11 protein-coding genes and 1 pseudogene are annotated in these 17,328 nt (G+C 42.1%); 2 read left to right on the top strand and 10 right to left on the bottom strand.

Features of this window, described 5'->3' with window-relative positions; all coding sequences use genetic code 11:
* Positions 1–61: 61 nt before the first annotated feature.
* Positions 62–1,888, top strand: coding sequence for a DUF885 domain-containing protein (locus tag C2M30_RS02560; protein WP_105170562.1), 1,827 nt, complete (start codon positions 62–64; stop codon positions 1,886–1,888).
* 106 nt (positions 1,889–1,994) lie between these two features.
* On the opposite strand, the gene mdh is transcribed toward C2M30_RS02560, so the two are convergent.
* Positions 1,995–2,933 carry a malate dehydrogenase gene (gene mdh / locus C2M30_RS02555; protein ID WP_038642534.1) on the bottom strand — a complete coding sequence of 313 codons (939 nt, stop codon included), beginning with the start codon at positions 2,931–2,933 and terminating at the stop codon, positions 1,995–1,997.
* Between the two features lie 287 nt (positions 2,934–3,220).
* Between mdh and argR the strand changes: the two genes are divergently transcribed.
* The gene (argR, locus tag C2M30_RS02550; RefSeq protein WP_010561729.1) at positions 3,221–3,688 is read left to right on the top strand and encodes a transcriptional regulator ArgR; all 468 of its coding nucleotides are present in this window, start codon (positions 3,221–3,223) and stop codon (positions 3,686–3,688) included.
* A 40-nt stretch (positions 3,689–3,728) separates the two neighbouring features.
* Here the strand turns inward: argR and C2M30_RS02545 are convergent, their stop codons facing one another.
* From C2M30_RS02545 to pdhR, 9 genes and pseudogenes are all read right to left on the bottom strand, one after another.
* Positions 3,729–4,640, bottom strand: coding sequence for a Dyp-type peroxidase (locus C2M30_RS02545; RefSeq protein ID WP_105170561.1), 912 nt, complete (start codon positions 4,638–4,640; stop codon positions 3,729–3,731).
* 14 nt (positions 4,641–4,654) lie between these two features.
* Complete coding sequence (locus C2M30_RS02540; RefSeq protein ID WP_105170560.1) at positions 4,655–5,713, bottom strand: ABC transporter ATP-binding protein; 1,059 nt, start codon at positions 5,711–5,713, stop codon at positions 4,655–4,657.
* On the bottom strand, positions 5,706–7,352 hold the full coding sequence (locus C2M30_RS02535) for an ABC transporter permease (RefSeq protein WP_105170559.1): 1,647 nt from the start codon (positions 7,350–7,352) through the stop codon (positions 5,706–5,708). Before C2M30_RS02535 ends, C2M30_RS02540 begins: the two co-directional genes overlap by 8 nt.
* Complete coding sequence (locus C2M30_RS02530; RefSeq protein ID WP_100913887.1) at positions 7,352–8,353, bottom strand: Fe(3+) ABC transporter substrate-binding protein; 1,002 nt, start codon at positions 8,351–8,353, stop codon at positions 7,352–7,354. Before C2M30_RS02530 ends, C2M30_RS02535 begins: the two co-directional genes overlap by 1 nt.
* Before the next feature lie 851 nt (positions 8,354–9,204).
* Positions 9,205–9,876: a tRNA-uridine aminocarboxypropyltransferase gene (locus tag C2M30_RS02525; RefSeq protein WP_105170558.1), complete on the bottom strand. Its 672-nt coding sequence runs from the start codon at positions 9,874–9,876 to the stop codon at positions 9,205–9,207.
* A gap of 129 nt (positions 9,877–10,005) precedes the next feature.
* On the bottom strand, positions 10,006–11,430 hold the full coding sequence (gene lpdA / locus C2M30_RS02520) for a dihydrolipoyl dehydrogenase (protein WP_010561735.1): 1,425 nt from the start codon (positions 11,428–11,430) through the stop codon (positions 10,006–10,008).
* 226 nt (positions 11,431–11,656) lie between these two features.
* Positions 11,657–13,549 carry a pyruvate dehydrogenase complex dihydrolipoyllysine-residue acetyltransferase gene (gene aceF / locus C2M30_RS02515; protein WP_105170557.1) on the bottom strand — a complete coding sequence of 631 codons (1,893 nt, stop codon included), beginning with the start codon at positions 13,547–13,549 and terminating at the stop codon, positions 11,657–11,659.
* 12 nt (positions 13,550–13,561) lie between these two features.
* Positions 13,562–16,227 (bottom strand): annotated as a pseudogene (aceE, locus tag C2M30_RS02510) (pyruvate dehydrogenase (acetyl-transferring), homodimeric type).
* A gap of 69 nt (positions 16,228–16,296) precedes the next feature.
* Complete coding sequence (gene pdhR / locus C2M30_RS02505) at positions 16,297–17,043, bottom strand: pyruvate dehydrogenase complex transcriptional repressor PdhR (protein ID WP_010561738.1); 747 nt, start codon at positions 17,041–17,043, stop codon at positions 16,297–16,299.
* Between the last annotated feature and the right edge of the window lie 285 nt (positions 17,044–17,328).

The raw sequence follows: 17,328 nt of genomic DNA, 5'->3' as shown, positions 1-17,328 counted from the left end.
TAAAACAGTAACGTTGAGTAAATACTTCGTTATAAAGTCATAACTATAAAGGTAAAACAAAATGCTTAAGCGCTCATTAATTGCAGCAGCAATCAGCTCTGTTTTTTTAGTTGGTTGTCAAACACCAGCAACAACACAAGATACAACTGCTGAAGTCGTTAAACAACAATCAGAAAGCGAACGTGCAAACGCGTTCTTTGAAGAAGTTTTTATGCGCGGCGTAATGCGCAGCCCTGTTTACCAAACCTACATGGGCATCAAAAAAGACTATGACAAATGGGACGACGGTTCTGAAGCACGTGCGTTAGAAGATTTAGCGCTTGCGAAAAAAGATCTTGAAACGCTGCGCGCTTTTGACCGCAGCAAGCTAGATAGCACGACAAAAGTTAGCTATGACTTAATGGAACAGCGTTTAGTACAAAGCATTGATGACTTTAAATGGCGCTACCACACGTATCCAGTAAATCAAATGTATGGCACACACTCAATGATCCCTGCATTTTTGATTAACCAACATCAAATTGCCGATTTAAGTGATGCAAAAGCGTATATTTCTCGTTTAAATGGTGTACCAACCGTATTTGAACAACTTGAAAAAGATTTAGAAACTCGTGCTGAAAAAGGCATTATCGCGCCTAAATTCGTGTTCCCACATGTAATTGATTCAAGCAAAAACATCTTAAAAGGTGCTCCTTTCACAACTGGTGAAGATTCAACCCTGCTTGCTGACTTTAAACGCAAAGTGGCAAAGTTAGAAATCGCACAAGCTGAAAAAGACGCTCTTATCACTGATGCAACAAATGCGCTTAAAACAGCGGTTGGCCCTGCGTATGAATCGCTTATCAGCTACTTAATTGGCCTAGAATCTCGCGCTGATAACCGCGATGGTGCTTGGAAGTTCCCGCAAGGTGAAGCTTACTACAACAATGCATTAGCACGCACGACAACAACCGATCTTACGGCAAAAGAAATTCACGCGATTGGTTTAGCTGAAGTTGCACGTATTCATGATGAAATGCGTGAAATCAAAGATAAAGTTGGTTTTAAAGGCGACTTAAAAGCATTCATGGAATTCATGAAAACCGACAAGCAGTTCTACTTGCCAAACACGGAAGAAGGTAAAGCAAAGTACCTTGCTGATGCGACGGCAATGATCGATAACATGAAGGCGCGCCTTGATGAGTTATTTATCGTTAAGCCAAAAGCCGACATGATTGTAAAACGTGTTGAAGCATTCCGTGAAAAAGCAGCAGGTAAAGCGTTCTACCAGCAACCAGCGCCAGATGGCTCACGCCCTGGTATTTACTATGCCAACCTGTACGATATGGAAGCGATGCCAACTTACCAAATGGAAGCGCTTGCTTACCATGAAGGTATTCCAGGCCACCACATGCAAATTGCTATCGCGCAAGAGCTTGAAGGCGTTCCTAAATTCCGTAAATTTGGCGGTTACACCGCATACGTTGAAGGCTGGGGTTTATACTCTGAAATGGTGCCTAAAGAAATGGGCTTATACGAAGACCCTTATTCAGATTTTGGTCGTCTTGCAATGGAATTATGGCGTGCATGTCGTTTAGTTGTGGATACAGGTATTCACGCAATGAAGTGGACCCGTCAACAAGGTATTGACTACTATGTAAATAACACGCCAAATGCAACGTCAGACGGTGTGAAAATGGTAGAGCGTCACATTGTAATGCCTTCACAAGCTACGGCTTACAAAATTGGTATGATTAAGATTGTTGAACTGCGTGAAAACGCGAAGAAGCAACTTGGCGAAAAGTTCGATATCCGTGAATTCCACGATGTGGTACTTAAGAGCGGTCCTGTGCCACTTAATACTCTTGAAGGCTTTGTAAACGATTGGGTTGCAAGCAAACAAGGTTAATCTTTCTTACCATGAAAAGGCGCGATCAGCGCCTTTTTTTATTTTTAGCTATCAACAAAAAAGGCCGCAGTTGCGGCCTTTTTTACTGTAACAACTTATCGGGGAATTAACCGTTGATAAAGTCGATACCTTCGTTGATATCTTTGTTAAGCGTTTCAAGCATATCGTTTTTCGCTTTCTCTTCGAATGCGCTAAGCTCACCGTAAGAAAGGATTTCTTCCACACCGTTTTTACCTAAACGTACTGGGTGTGCGAAGTAAGCTGCGTCACCGCCTTCTACAGCAACGTATGCGTAATCGATAACACCTTCTTCACCTTGTAAGCCTTTAACTAAAGACTGAGTGAAACGTGCAGCTGCTGCGCCCATTGAAAGTGTCGCTGAACCGCCACCCGCTTTTGCGTTAACAACTTCAGTACCTGCATTTTGAATACGTGGAGTAAGTGCTTCAACTTCTTCTGCTGTGAACTCAACACCTTCAACTTGTGAAAGAAGTGGAAGAATAGTTGTACCTGAGTGACCACCGATTACTGGTACTTTAACAGAAGCAACGTCTACGCCTTTAAGTTCAGCGATGAACGCTTCTGAACGGATAACGTCTAGCGTTGTAACACCGAATACACGGTTAGCTTCGTAAGTACCTGCCTTTTTGAATACTTCAGCAACGATTGGTACAGTGCCGTTTACAGGGTTAGTGATAACACCTACAAGCGCCTTAGGACAGTTTTTAACAATGCCTTCAGCAAGTGTTTTAACAATGCTTGCATTAACATTGAATAAGTCTGCACGGTCCATACCCGGCTTACGCGGCATACCTGCTGGAATAATTACGATATCTGCGCCAGCAAGTGCTGCATCTAAATCGTCTTTACCAAAACCTTCAACTTTAACTGCAGTTGGGATATGTGATAGGTCAACAGCAACACCTGGAACAACTGGCGCTACATCGTATAACGATAGCTCAGAACCAGCTGGTAATTGTGTTTTAAGTAATAAAGAAAGGGCCTGGCCGATACCACCAGCTGCGCCTAAAACTGCAACTTTCATGTGAATTCTCCGTGATTAGAGGTAGGTATTTAAAAAAGTGCCATAAAGATAATGAAAAGTGCGCATAAAAACAAATAAAACAGGTATTTTTTATATAAATCTCGACCATAGTTGTAAACTTTATCCGACTAGATTAGTTGACAACGCTATCAATTAAAAAAATCGCGTTTTCATTGAGATTAATTCAACTCTAATTGAATTAAGATGACGATTTTATTAATGCAATTAAGCCTAACTTGTGTAAAATTTAAGGTAACGTCCATCAATTGGTTAAACAGCCCGTTCACATGCAAATACAAGATAAACAAGAAGCGCTGGTTAAAGCGTTCAAAGCCCTCTTAAAAGAAGAAAACTTTGGTTCACAAGGCGAGATTGTTGATGCCTTAAAAGACATGGGTTTTGACAATATTAGTCAGAGCAAAGTGTCTCGCATGTTAAGTAAATTTGGTGCTGTACGTACACGTAATGCAAAACAAGAGATGGTGTATTGTTTACCTGCAGAAATGGGTGTACCGACAGCGAAAAGTCCGCTGCGCCAACTGGTAATTGATATTATGCATAACGAAATGATGATCATCATTCGTACCAGCCCAGGTGCAGCACAACTAATTGCACGTTTGCTTGATTCACTTGGCAAAGCAGACGGTGTGTTAGGCACTATTGCCGGTGATGATACGATTTTTATTGCGCCAGCAAAGATTTCAGAAATTGATGTCACGCTTGAACGCGTAAAAAACTTATTTGAAAACGTGTAACTCTATTTTTGAGAGTCCATCCTCATTGATGAACTCTCTGCTACCTTGCTAATTCCCTTAACATATTCACTGATGGTGCAAAAAATGCCGCACCAAAATCACTTTTCGCAAACTCCAGCCACATATCAGGGCCATTATCATCAATGTAGCCTAAACGGTGTTTGAGAAGCGTTTGAAAGGCATAGCCGTTATTTGCACAGCTAATAAATAAAAAGCCCTGCTGGTTAATATCAGCAAATGGCATGCCTTGATTTAAAAATAATGCATTGCCATGGTCATCGTAAAGCTCTGTACGCGCACTATGACTGTTTTCCGGAGCGCAGCTAACCGCTTGGTTAGAATTAGCCATTCGACCCATTACAATTTCTTGTTCAGCTTTTGAGATTTCTTGCCACGCCTTTAAATCATAACGATAACGCTGCACATGAATATAGCTGCCCGCAGAAAATGCAACGTCTTCCTCTCCCACTAAAGCAACAAGCTGCTTTTTGCGACCATGGGGATTGGCAACACCATAAATAAAGCCATTTAGGTCACGACCATCTAAATAATGAAAACACTTAACTTGGTCAATCAGCTCAATATCACCACTCAGTAATTCAATCACTTCCATCACAAACAAATGAACAACATCAAGGCGATCTGCCCTAATTTGAATCATTAAATCTATTGGACGTGACGGCGTAGCATGCTCAATATGTTCAAATTGCGGAAAGCCTGCCAAGGTTTTTGGCATTTTACTGGGGTAAATATGTGGCCAGAATTGCGAACCTATCGCCACAACACAAGACACAAGCGCTTCTGAAAATTCGTGATCAAACCGCTCTTGCATATCAATAATACTTGCCAATTTTTTCGACAAGCTGAGTTCTTGGCCATCTAATACATTTAAAAATAAATGCACACCATGTAAATTGGCTTCAGCACAAACTCCTGATTGCGCTTGTGGCATAGCGGATTTCCTACTTAATTGTTATTAGTATAAGCGAAATAATTAACCAAATGCGGACGAACATCAATAGCTAATCGCTGACCATAAGCATAGCGCTGATGTTGTGTGCATGGAATTTCAAGTTCTTGTTGCCCTAGTTTTACACGACATAAATAACGGTTACCAACAAAACGGCTCGCGATAAACTCGCCTACTCCCTGTTCGTTTTCGCTTAAAGTTAAGTATTGAGGCTTTAAGTATATACAGCCTTTTCCTGACACTTCATCTTGGTCATTGGTAACAGGCTCAAGTGAAGTAATGGTACCAAACTCAGTTTTAAATTCAGTGCTCGATGTCGCTTCTGCATCGATAAAAATACCAGCACTTAAAAATGCCGCAACGCCTTTTGTCGCAGGTTTGCGATAAAGTGCTTCTGCCGTGCCTAATTGTGCAATTTTGCCCTCTTCCATAATCGCCAATTTATCAGCAAAGGCAAAAGCTTCCTCTTTGGAGTGGGTTACAAAAATAGCGGATACTTTCTGATCTTTAATAATACGGCGAATATCATCAATTAATTGAAAACGTACTTGGTGATCGATATTGGAAAATGGTTCATCAAGCAATAATAAACTCGGTTTATATGCCAGTGCGCGAGCAATGGCCACGCGCTGTTGCTGACCACCTGATAATTGGTGAGGATATCGCTCGGCAAATGCCTCTAGCTTAATCAGTGACAGCATTTCTTTAACACGCTCGTTGCGTACACTCGAGGATTCTTTGTGTAAGCCAAACGCAATGTTTTGCTCAACGGTTAAATGAGGAAACAACGCATAGTCTTGAAACATCATACCGATATTGCGCTCTTGTGGCGGCACATAAAGCGAATCACCGTTAACCGCAACTTGCGCAATCGAAATATCGCCTTTGCTAGGTTTCAACAAGCCAGCAATTGCTTTTAACGTGGTGGTTTTGCCACAGCCACTTGCACCGAGTAAACACACAATTTCATTGTCTTTTACCTGCAATGACAAATCTTTTAAGATCGGTTTGCCATTGTAGCTATATTCTAAATTGTTAATCGACAAATTACTCATGAGATGCTTTAGCTTCCATAGTGTTATTAACTAAATATAAAGGGATTAAACCGACAAGTACGATAAATAACGCCGACACTGAGGCAAGCTCAAGTTGCTCATCACTGACGTATTGGAAAACATAGGTTGCCAGCGTTTCAAAGTCAAAAGGGCGTAATAGCAGTGCCGCAGGTAACTCTTTCATACATTCAATAAATACAATTAAACCAGCAGTAAGCATACCGCGCTTAAGCAGTGGCATATGGACTCGGCGCAAGGTATTGCCTGCACTTACTCCCATTGAATGACTTGCCATATCGAGCGATGGTGAAATACGCGCATAGCTAGATTCAATGGCACCTTGTGAAATCGCATAAAAGCGCACTACGTAAGCAAACATTAAGGCAAAAATAGAACCACTAAACAACAATCCTGGTTCGGCAAACCACTGTGTTGATTCGGCAAAAATATTGAGCTGTTGATCAAGTGCGGTAAGCGGCAGTAGCACTGCTATTGCTAATACGGTACCAGGTAATGCATAACCAGTACTGGCAACTTTGCCTGGCACACCTGCCCAGCGCGCTACGCTTGAACGTTGATAGAAATTCACCAGCACACTTAAAGCAACGCAAACGAAACTAACGATTAGCGCTATTTTCAAGCTCTGCCAAGCATATAAAAACGCATCGCTATTGAACGCTTCACTAAAATAGCTCACTGCGTAGCTCATCAAAATAAGAATTGGCAGCACAAACCCTGCAAAAAGTATTAATGCACAATAGGCTGTTGCTAACCACGCTGATTTTCCCGATAGGTAATAAAGCGGTCCGTTATTCTCGCTTGCACCACGCTCAAATACCGCTTGGTTGCGTCGACTAAATTTTTCTACGCCTATCACGACAAACAAAAACAGCAACATAATGCCGGAGATTTTCGCTGCCGCCGTGAGTGAATAGTAACCAAGCCAGGTATCGTATACTGCGGTTGTCAGGGTACTTACTGCAAAATAATTTACAGTTGCAAAATCTGCCATTGATTCCATGCTGATAAGTGCTAATGCCGCAGCAATTGCGCCACGCCCTAACGGAATCGATACTTTAAAAAAGCTTTTAACAGGCGAGTAACCCATTACTTGGCTGGCCTGAACTAATTTATAAGATTGCTCTTTAAGTGCGGTTTTAAAAATCAAAAATAAATATGGATATAGCACTAATGCAATCATTACGATTGCACCGCCTAGCGTGCGAATATCAAAAAACCAATAATCACTCGGTGATTGCCAGCCAAAAACCGCGCGCAACCATGACTGAATGGGGCCCGCATAATCAAATAAGTCGGTGTATATGTAGGCGATAATATAAGTTGGCATTGCAAGTGGTAACATCAATGCCCACTCAAAATGTTTTTTACCGGGAAAGTCACTGTATGCACAAAGCCATGCTAGTGGCAACGCAATCACACAACTGAGCAAGCAGACGCCAAAAATCAACACTATGGTATTAAAGGTGTAATCCCACAATACTGTTTGTTTTAAGTGTTCAAAGACTTCCTTATCAGGCTGGAAGGATTCAAAAATCAGGAACAATAACGGAAGCGACAGGCAAAAGCCTGTCGCGAAAGCAATAAACTGCCATTTAGACAGTGAAAAATTAAGGCGCATTAAAGATCAAATTTTACCTCGTCGATTAGCTTCAATGCCAATGGACGGTATTCACTTACCTTTGTTAATGGCAGTGCATCTTCCTTAAATTTGCCCCAAGACGCCACTAACTCAGACACTTCAACATCCGTCTTTACCGGATATTCCATATTCACTGAAGCATACATATTCTGAGCTTTGTTGTCAGTCATAAATTCGATTAATTTTAATGCGTTAGTCGTATTTTTACCATGCTTGGTTAAAACCGCACCAGATACATTGATATGTGAGCCACGATCTTGCTGATTTGGGAAGTTAATGTACACAGACTCAGCCCAAGGCACTTGCTTTGGATCGTTCAGCATTTTACCAAAGTAATAACTATTACCGAGCGCTACATCACACAAGCCTTCTTTTACTGCTTTTACTTGTGCACGGTCGTTACCTTGTGGCTTACGTGCTAGGTTTGCTTTTAAGCCCTTTAGCCACGCTCGCGCTTCTGCTTCGCCATGATGCGCAATCATAGAAGCAACTAAGCCCAAGTTATAAGGGTGCTTGCCTGAGCGCATACAAATTTTGCCTTTGTATTCAGGTTTAGCGAGATCTTCATAGGTTAAGGTGTCTAACTTACCAACACGCTCTTTTGACGAATAAACATTACGTACACGTTTAGTCAGTGCAACCCAATTTCCTTCGTCATCACGAAATTGCTTTGGTACATTTTTTTCAATAACGTTACTTTTAATCGGTTGCACTAAGCCTTCATCTTCAAGCTGTAACAGCGCACTAAAGTTAGACGTAAGCACCATATCGGCTTTCGTGTATTTACCTTCTTTTTTAAGTTTTTCAATTAAGCCTTTTTTGGCAAAAACAACTTTTGTTTCAATACCTGTCTCTTTTGTGAACTCTTGCAGAATAGGTTCAATTAAAAAGCCCTGACGATAAGAGTAAATATTAACAACATCTTTTGCTGCAACTTCACCAGCTGCTAGCAGTGCGAGTAATGCGATTGCTTTTTTCATATTCTAGAACCATTAATAAGAAGTATTATCACTTGAATTGTATCTATCTGATATTGAATGTACAGCGTTAAATGCACTCAATTTAATTAAATGAAAACAATTTTCAGTTAGAAGAGCAAAAGACATTAGCGAATTTAACTGTAGGATATATCTCACAGAACACTCCTACTTATCTCAAAAAACTAGGTGCACACACGCACCTAAAATAGTTAACACTTTGTTTTATAAATATATAACCACGTCAAACTCTATATTTCAGCAATAAAACAAATTTACCAAGCCATTTTATATAGTTTTATTCAACAACCACTGCTCTAGAATTAACACTGTCAAAAGGAAATGGACTGAATTGACCTTACTTAGGATTAGTAAGCGGCAGGAGCTGGTAGGATTTACTAGATGGATTTTGGGCTAGGATGCCAAGGGAATTGATGGTTTACAGGATGTGGAGCTTAAACGGATTTTCTTACAGGATTGTAAATAGGATAGATGGATTGAGCACGGATTTAGCTCATTGACGAGTCATGTCAAAATAGGGATATCAAGGATTGCACTAATCAAACAACGATATGTGCATAGCAGGACGCTAATAAGATTCCGTTAAGGCGCAGCTTCAAGCTGCGCTTTTTATTTGCCTAAAATTCACATATCACGTTTTGAATATGCGCTTTAAGCCACTAGTTCACAGCACTTACCCTTCTAGAAATTGCTCATTTCTAAAATCAACAATGCCATACTTCAAGTTTTAATCCCGTTATTATGGCACCAATTTACTGCGTTCACCCTTTAGCTATTGGAAATTGCTCATTTCTAAAAACAGCAACGCCATACTTCAAGTTTTAATCCCGTTATTACGGCACTAATTTACTGCGTTTACCCTTTAGGTAAGCATTTCTAAAATCAATAAAATGACGCTCTAACTTTTGAGACGCATCAAGCTCTCCTGCAAGCTCTAACACCATAATTGCAACCTCAGCGGTACCCAATTGATGTTCAAATGCGGCAACACGTAAATGATACTCGGAGAGCTTTTCAGGGCTAATAGATAAAATCGGAAAACCGTCTAAATAAGGGCTTTTGCGAATCATTTTCTTCGCTTCACGCCACGTACCATCTAAAAAGACAAATAACGGTTTTTTACCTGCAATACGACTGACCTGTTTAACAACCCGTTCTACTGGCATATTATCTTCAGGAAACACGATAAAGGGTTGGTATTTATCACTTTGTAATAAATCTAAAAGCGCTTTATCTGGCTCTGTTCTGTCCCAACGAAAGGCATAATTGTCAGGCACAATATCAGCAATTAAACGTCCTGTATTTGACGGCTTAAAGCTTTCATTGTGATACATCAGCAAACAAACTGCAGCATCACAATCTGCCTCTTCGATACCATCGCAAATACATAAGTTTTCAGATAACAAACAATGCTCACAGCGCGATAATTTTGAACCGCGCGCTTTATATTCACGCTTTGCTGCAGCGATCTGTTGTTGCCTAAGTGCTAATACTGAATTTTTCAATCGACCTCTCCCAAACAAGCGGCGTATTCTAACTTTTTTTGGTGCTTTGAGCTAATACTAAGCCGATGTACATAATCCAGATAATAAAAACCCAGCACAGTGGCTGGGTTTTTCTAAAGAAGCACTAGATTACTTCTTTTTAACTGCTTTTTTATTTGGAAGGTCAGTAATTGAACCTTCAAAAATTTCAGCAGCTAGACCGATTGATTCGTTCAGTGTTGGGTGAGCGTGAATTGTTAACGCTAGGTCTTCACCATCTGCGCCCATTTCAACTGCTAGGCCGATTTCGCCAAGCATTTCACCTGCGTTGATACCAACCATAGCACCACCGATAACGCGACCTGAGTCTTTATCGAAGATAAGCTTTGTTGAACCTTCAGTACGTGCTGAAGCGATTGCACGGCCAGATGCTGCCCACGGGAATACCGCAGTTTCAATTTTAAGGCCTTGCTCTTTTGCTTCTTTCTCAGTTACACCTACCCATGCGATTTCTGGATCTGTGTATGCGATTGAAGGAATACATTTAGGATCGAAGTAATGCTTCTTACCAGAGATAACTTCAGCAGCAACGTGTGCTTCGTGAACCGCTTTGTGTGCAAGCATTGGTTGACCAACGATATCACCAATCGCGAAGATGTGGTTTACGTTTGTCTTCATTTGCTTGTCAGTGTTGATAAAGCCACGCTCATCAACTGCAACGCCTGCTTTTTCAGCGTCAAGTAGTTTACCATTCGGAGTACGGCCAACAGCAACAAGTACTTTGTCGTAACGAACAGCTTCAGCTGGTGCGTTTTTACCTTCAAATGAAACGTATAGACCGTCTTCTTTCGCTTCAACAGCAACCACTTTCGTAGAAAGCATTACGTTGAACTTGTTCTTAACGTACTTTTGGTAAATCTTGATAACGTCTTTATCAGCTGCTGGTACTAGTTGATCAGCAAATTCAACTACGTCGATTTGTGAACCTAGTGCACGGTAAACAGTACCCATCTCTAAACCGATGATACCACCACCTAATACAAGTAGCTTTTCAGGAACGTCTTTAAGTTCAAGCGCGCCTGTTGAGTCAATTACACGATCATCTTCAGGGATGAAAGGTAGGTTTACAGGTTGAGAACCCGCAGCGATAATTGCATTATCGAAAGTAACAGTAGTTGTACCGTTTTCGCCTTCAACAGCAATGGTGTTAGAACCTGTGAATTTGCCGTAACCGTTAACTACGTTAACTTTACGCATTTTCGCCATGCCGTCTAGGCCGCCAGTAAGTTGACCGATTACAGACTCTTTCCATGAACGGATTTTGTCTAGGTCGATTTGAGGAGCACCGAAAGTAACACCGTGAGACGCCATTTCAGCTGCGTCATCAATTACTTTAGCTACGTGTAAAAGTGCTTTTGAAGGAATACAACCTACGTTTAAGCACACACCACCTAAAGTATTGCGTGATTCGATTAATGTTACATCTAAACCTAAATCAGCAGCACGGAATGCTGCAGAGTAACCACCAGGACCACCGCCTAGTACAACAACTTGAGTTTTGATTTCGTTGCTCATGTTATTACCTTAACTGTTATTCGAACGGGATAATACGAGAATTGTATCACCCAAACTCCTGCCTATTTATCTCTATTAACAAGACTTTGGGCAGATAAATTAATATTGCGCGAAATTCTAGCATTGCCGTTTACATATGTCGTGCAATTTTCAAGAGATTTCGTTCAATTAATACTATTTGCTATAAACAAAACGCATAACCGAAGTTATGCGTTAAGCTCTTTTCTTACATTACTAACTGGCGAATGTCGCTCAGGTAAGCTGCAAGTGTTGCAGTAAAGCGTGCTGCTAACGCACCGTCAATTACACGGTGGTCGTATGAACAGCTTAGCGGCACCATTAGGCGCGGCTCAAACTCTTTACCATTCCACTTCGGCTTCATGTCTGACTTAGACACACCTAAGATAGCAACTTCTGGCGCGTTTACGATAGGTGTAAACGCAGTACCACCGATGCCACCTAGGCTAGAAATAGTGAAACAACCGCCCTGCATATCTGATGCAGTTAATTTGCCTTCACGTGCTTTGCCAGAGATTTCCATCAACTCGCGAGATAGCTCAATGATGCCTTTTTTGTTCACGTCACGTACAACAGGAACAACTAGACCATTTGGCGTATCTACTGCAATACCAATATTTACATACTTCTTAAGGATTAAGCTTTCGCCATCTTCAGACAGTGATGAATTAAACGTTGGGAACTCTTCTAGTGCTTTAGCAGCGGCTTTCATTACGAATACTAATGGAGTGATCTTCACGCCCATTTTCTTCTTCTCAGCCAGTACATTCTGCTCTTTACGGAATGCTTCTAGCGTCGTGATGTCTGCTTCGTCAAACTGTGTAACATGCGGGATCTGTACCCAGTTACGGTGTAGGTTTGCACCAGAAAGCTTTTGAATACGAGACAGTTTCTTCTCTTCAACTTCACCAAACTTGCTGAAGTCTACTTTTGGCCAAGGAATTAGGTTTAGCTCACCACCGCCAGTGTTGCCACCTTTAGATAGCTGACCTGATTCAACTTGCTTCACTAACTCTTTCACGTAGTTTTGTACGTCTTCTTTAAGTACACGGTTCTTGCGACCCGTGCCTTTAACGCGCGCTAGGTTTACACCAAACTCACGCGCTAGGCGACGAACTACAGGTGATGCATGAGCGTATTGGTCGTTCGCTACAAACTCATCTTTTTGTGCTGAAGCTGTAGGTGCCGCTACTGGCGCTGGTTTTGCCGCAGATGCTGCCGGAGCCGCTTGTGTCGGTGCTGGCGCCGCTGCAGGAGCAGGTGTAGAGCCTTGCGTTTCGAAAACAAAAACAAGAGAACCAGTCGACACTTTACCGCCAACTTCAACCTTCACTTCTTTAACAGTACCTGCAAATGGTGCTGGTACTTCCATAGAAGCCTTATCACCTTCTACGTTTAAGATTGATTGGTCAGCTTCAACTACATCGCCTACCGCAACCATGACTTCAGTTACTTCAACTTCGTCACCGCCGATGTCTGGCACAAAAACTTCTTTAAGTTCAGCCGCAGCTGCTGGAGCAGGCGCTGCCGCAGGAGCCGCTTCAACAGCTGCCGGCGCAGATGCACCAGTTTCAAATACGAATACTAGCGAGCCCGTTGATACTTTGCCGCCAACTTCAACTTTGATTTCTTTAACTGTACCGCCAAATGGTGCAGGTACTTCCATAGAAGCCTTGTCGCCTTCTACGTTTAAGATTGATTGGTCAGCTTCAACCACGTCGCCTACAGCAACCATGATCTCAGTTACTTCAACCTCGTCACCACCGATGTCTGGTACGTGAACCTCAACTAATTCAGATGCCGCTGCTGGAGCAGGTGCAGCCGCTGGGGCTGCTGGTGCTTCAGGCTCGGCTGCTGCAAGTGCATCACCCGCAGCATCAAAAATCATAATTAAAGAACCAGTTGCAACAGTGTCGCCTTCAGCTACTTTAATTTCTTTCACTGTACCCGCTTGTGCAGCTGGCACTTCCATTGAAGCTTTATCACCTTCAACTGAAATAAGAGATTGATCAACTTCAACTGTATCACCTACGTTAACTAGGATCTCAGTTACTTCAACCTCATCTGCACCAATGTCTGGAACATGAATTTCGATTGCCATTCTATCTGCCTCTTATGCGTATAGTGGGTTAGTTTTCGTTGTGTCGATATCAAATTTCTTGATAGCGTCTGCCACAACTGATGCGTCAACTTTACCTTGCTTAACAAGCTCTGTAAGCGCAGCTACAACTACGTAACCTGCATTTACTTCGAAGTGACGACGTAAGTTTTCACGGCTGTCTGAACGACCATAACCATCAGTACCAAGTACTTTGTAAGATGCGCTTGGCATGTAAGCACGTACTTGCTCTGCATAGTTCTTCATGTAGTCAGTTGCCGCAATTGCCGGAGACTCACCTAATACAGATGTGATGTAAGGCACTTTTGCATCGCTTGTTGGGTTAAGCATATTGAAACGCTCAACGTCTTGACCGTCACGCGCAAGCTCATTGAATGACGTTACTGAGAATACGTCAGAACCAATACCGTACTCTTCGCTTAAGATCTGACCTGCTTTACGTACTTCGTTTAAGATAGTACCTGAACCCATTAGCTGAACGTGTGCTTTGTCGCCTGCGTTTTCTTCAAGCTTGTAGATACCCTTACGAATACCTTCTTCCGCACCTTCTGGCATTGCCGGTTGTGCGTAGTTCTCGTTCATTAGCGTTAGGTAGTAGAACACGTTTTCTTGATCAGGACCGTACATGCGACGGATACCGTCTTGCAGGATTACCGCTACTTCAAATACGAACGTTGGGTCGTAAGAAATACAGTTAGGAATAGTACCCGCTTGAATGTGCGAGTGACCGTCTTCGTGCTGCAGACCTTCACCATTAAGCGTTGTACGACCAGCCGTTGCACCTAGTAAGAAACCACGTGCTTGTTGGTCACCCGCCATCCACGCCATGTCGCCAACACGTTGGAAGCCGAACATAGAGTAGTAGATGTAGAATGGGATCATAGGTAGGTCATTTGTCGAGTATGACGTTGCAGCAGCAACCCATGAAGACATTGCACCTAACTCGTTAATACCTTCTTGAAGTACCTGACCTGATGTTGCTTCTTTGTAGTAAGAAACGATATCACGGTCTTGAGGCGTGTAGTTCTGGCCATGCGGGTTATAAATACCGATTTGACGGAATAAACCTTCCATACCAAAGGTACGTGCTTCATCCGCAATGATAGGTACGATGTTTTTACCTACGCCTTTATCTTTTAATAAAATATTTAGCGCACGTACATAACCCATAGTCGTAGAGATATCACGCTTTTGCTCTTCTAGAAGTGGCTTAAACTGCTCTAGCGTTGGAATTTCTAGTGCTTGCGTGAAGTTAGGCAAACGCTGTGGCGTGTAACCGTGTAGTGCTTTACGGCGCGCATGCAAGTATTCGTACTCTGCAGAGCCTTCTTCGAGCTTCAAGTATGGTAAGTCTTTGATTTGCTCATCAGATACCAAGTCTTCAAGACCAAGACGTGAACGAAGGTGTTCAACGTGCGTCATGTCCATTTTCTTAACTTGGTGCGCAATGTTTTTACCTTCAGCAGCTTCACCCATGCCGTAACCTTTAACAGTTTTAGCTAGGATTACAGTTGGACGGCCTTTTGTCTCTTGCGCTGCTTTGTAAGCTGCGAAAAGCTTAGACGTATCGTGACCACCACGCTTAAGCGCGAAGATCTCGTCATCAGTCATATCTGCAACAAGTGCTGCAGTTTCTGGGTAACGACCAAAGAAGTGTTCACGCACGTAAGCACCATCTTTTGACTTATAAGTCTGGTAATCACCGTCGATTGTTTCGTTCATAAGCTGTAAAAGCTTACCAGACGTATCTTTTGCAAGTAGTAGATCCCAACCAGAACCCCAAACTACTTTAATTACGTTCCAGCCAGCACCTTTAAATAGACCTTCAAGTTCTTGAATGATCTTACCGTTACCCATTACTGGGCCATCTAGGCGCTGTAAGTTACAGTTGATTAGGTAACATAGGTTATCTAGCTTCTCACGGGCAGCGAAAGAAATTGCACCACGTGATTCTGGCTCATCCATCTCACCGTCACCTAAGAACGCATATACGCGCTGCTCGTTCGTCTCTTTCAGACCACGACCTTCTAGGTATTTAAGGAAACGCGCTTGGTAAATAGATGCAATTGGACCTAGACCCATAGACACGGTTGGGAACTGCCAGAATTCAGGCATTAATTTAGGGTGCGGGTATGAAGAGATACGTTGCCGTCTACTTCTTGACGGAAGTTATCTAGTTGTTCTTCAGTTAAACGGCCTTCTAAGAAAGCACGTGCGTAGATACCCGGTGAAATGTGACCTTGGTAATAAACTAAATCACCACCGTCTTTCTCGTTTGGTGCACGGAAGAAGTGGTTAAAACACATTTCGTAGAATGCAGCCGAAGACTGGTAAGACGCCATGTGGCCGCCTAGCTCTAAATCTTTTTTAGATGCACGTAAAACGATCATGATTGCATTCCAACGCACGATTGAACGAATACGACGTTCAATTGTTGTGTCACCTGGATACGCAGGCTCTTGATCTGCTGGGATAGTATTCACATAGTTAGTTGTGATACCAGTTGGCATATCTACGCCGTCAAGACGTGCTTGCTCTAGTACTTGTTCAAGTAAAAACTGTGCGCGTTCAACGCCTTCTTCTTTTACTACTGACTCAAGCGCTTGCAACCACTCTTGGGTTTCTAACGCGTCAACGTCAATTTTATTGACTTCAGACATATGGAGTGTTCCTTATGTTTAAATTCAAATTTATCCCTAACAGATAAATCGAGTTATGTTTCAAATCGTTTAATTTTTTTGCGAACGGCGTAAACTACGCTCAATACGAGAGTGCTCTTTACCCGCTTGCAATAAAGCTTCTTCAATAAAGGCTAAGTGCGCATTACTTGCGTCACGTGCTTTATCTGGTTGTCCTGTAATTACTGCATCAAACAGGAATTTTCTGTGTTCAGCCAGTTGCGTTTTAACATCTGATTTTTGCACTAACACCATTAAATTTTGCTGAATATTTTGCTCAAGTAATGATTTCATACCGCGAATTAAGTGCAGCAACACTACGTTATGCGATGCTTCTGCTACGGCAAAATGAAAGGCATTGATCATTTGGGCTTGGGTTTCAATATCATTTGCAGTTGCAATGGCATCAAAACATTTAGAAATATATTCGAAATCCGTATCGGTACCACGAAGTGCTGCATAATAGGCTGCAATGCCTTCTAAGGCGTGACGGAATTCAAGTAGGTCAAATTGTGATTCAGGGTGTTTGGAAATCAAATCAAACAGTGGATCTGTCATACCACCTTCAAGCTGGTTTTTAACATAAGTACCGCCACCTTGGCGACGTGTTACCAGCCCTCTGGCTTCCAATTTTTGAATCGCTTCACGTAATGAAGGACGTGACACTTCAAATTGTTTCGCCAGCTCGCGCTCCGGCGGTAGTTTTTCGCCGGGCGCCAACGAACCCTCAAGAATCATATTCTCAAGTTGTTCTAAAATCACATCCGACAGCTTAGCGGCTTTTATCTTAAATGACATAGGCTTTTGAAGTAACCTTCTGTTTTCCGTTCCTAATCAAGCAAATAGTGTGTCAAATTCGCAAAAGGTAAATTGGTCATACCAAAAATTAGCGCTTAAATTATCAGAAATACGGTGAATAGTCAAAATTATCAAGATTAATGGCATAACTATTCAATGCAGTGTTTTTTGCCTAAAAATAGTTTGGCAACGATGCACTAAACCTCAGGTTACGTACGAGATAAGAAATCAAACACCATTAAAGGTAGACAAAAAATAACAGAATAATTATTTAATTGGTGAAAA

The sequence above is a fragment of the Pseudoalteromonas sp. T1lg24 genome (assembly GCF_002964745.1).
Lineage (GTDB): Bacteria > Pseudomonadota > Gammaproteobacteria > Enterobacterales > Alteromonadaceae > Pseudoalteromonas > Pseudoalteromonas spongiae.
The sequence above is the reverse complement of the archived record's forward strand: the minus strand, read 5'-3'. Positions and strand labels throughout refer to the sequence as shown.

Bases quoted from the DNA above. Each gene is read 5' to 3' on its own strand.
- C2M30_RS02560 (WP_105170562.1), top strand. From the start codon at position 62: ATGCTTAAGCGCTCATTAATTGCAGCAGCAATCAGCTCTGTTTTTTTA.
- mdh (WP_038642534.1), bottom strand. From the start codon at position 2,933: ATGAAAGTTGCAGTTTTAGGCGCAGCTGGTGGTATCGGCCAGGCCCTT.
- argR (WP_010561729.1), top strand. From the start codon at position 3,221: ATGCAAATACAAGATAAACAAGAAGCGCTGGTTAAAGCGTTCAAAGCC.
- C2M30_RS02545 (WP_105170561.1), bottom strand. From the start codon at position 4,640: ATGCCACAAGCGCAATCAGGAGTTTGTGCTGAAGCCAATTTACATGGT.
- C2M30_RS02540 (WP_105170560.1), bottom strand. From the start codon at position 5,713: ATGAGTAATTTGTCGATTAACAATTTAGAATATAGCTACAATGGCAAA.
- C2M30_RS02535 (WP_105170559.1), bottom strand. From the start codon at position 7,352: ATGCGCCTTAATTTTTCACTGTCTAAATGGCAGTTTATTGCTTTCGCG.
- C2M30_RS02530 (WP_100913887.1), bottom strand. From the start codon at position 8,353: ATGAAAAAAGCAATCGCATTACTCGCACTGCTAGCAGCTGGTGAAGTT.
- lpdA (WP_010561735.1), bottom strand. From the start codon at position 11,430: ATGAGCAACGAAATCAAAACTCAAGTTGTTGTACTAGGCGGTGGTCCT.
- aceF (WP_105170557.1), bottom strand. From the start codon at position 13,549: ATGGCAATCGAAATTCATGTTCCAGACATTGGTGCAGATGAGGTTGAA.
- pdhR (WP_010561738.1), bottom strand. From the start codon at position 17,043: ATGTCATTTAAGATAAAAGCCGCTAAGCTGTCGGATGTGATTTTAGAA.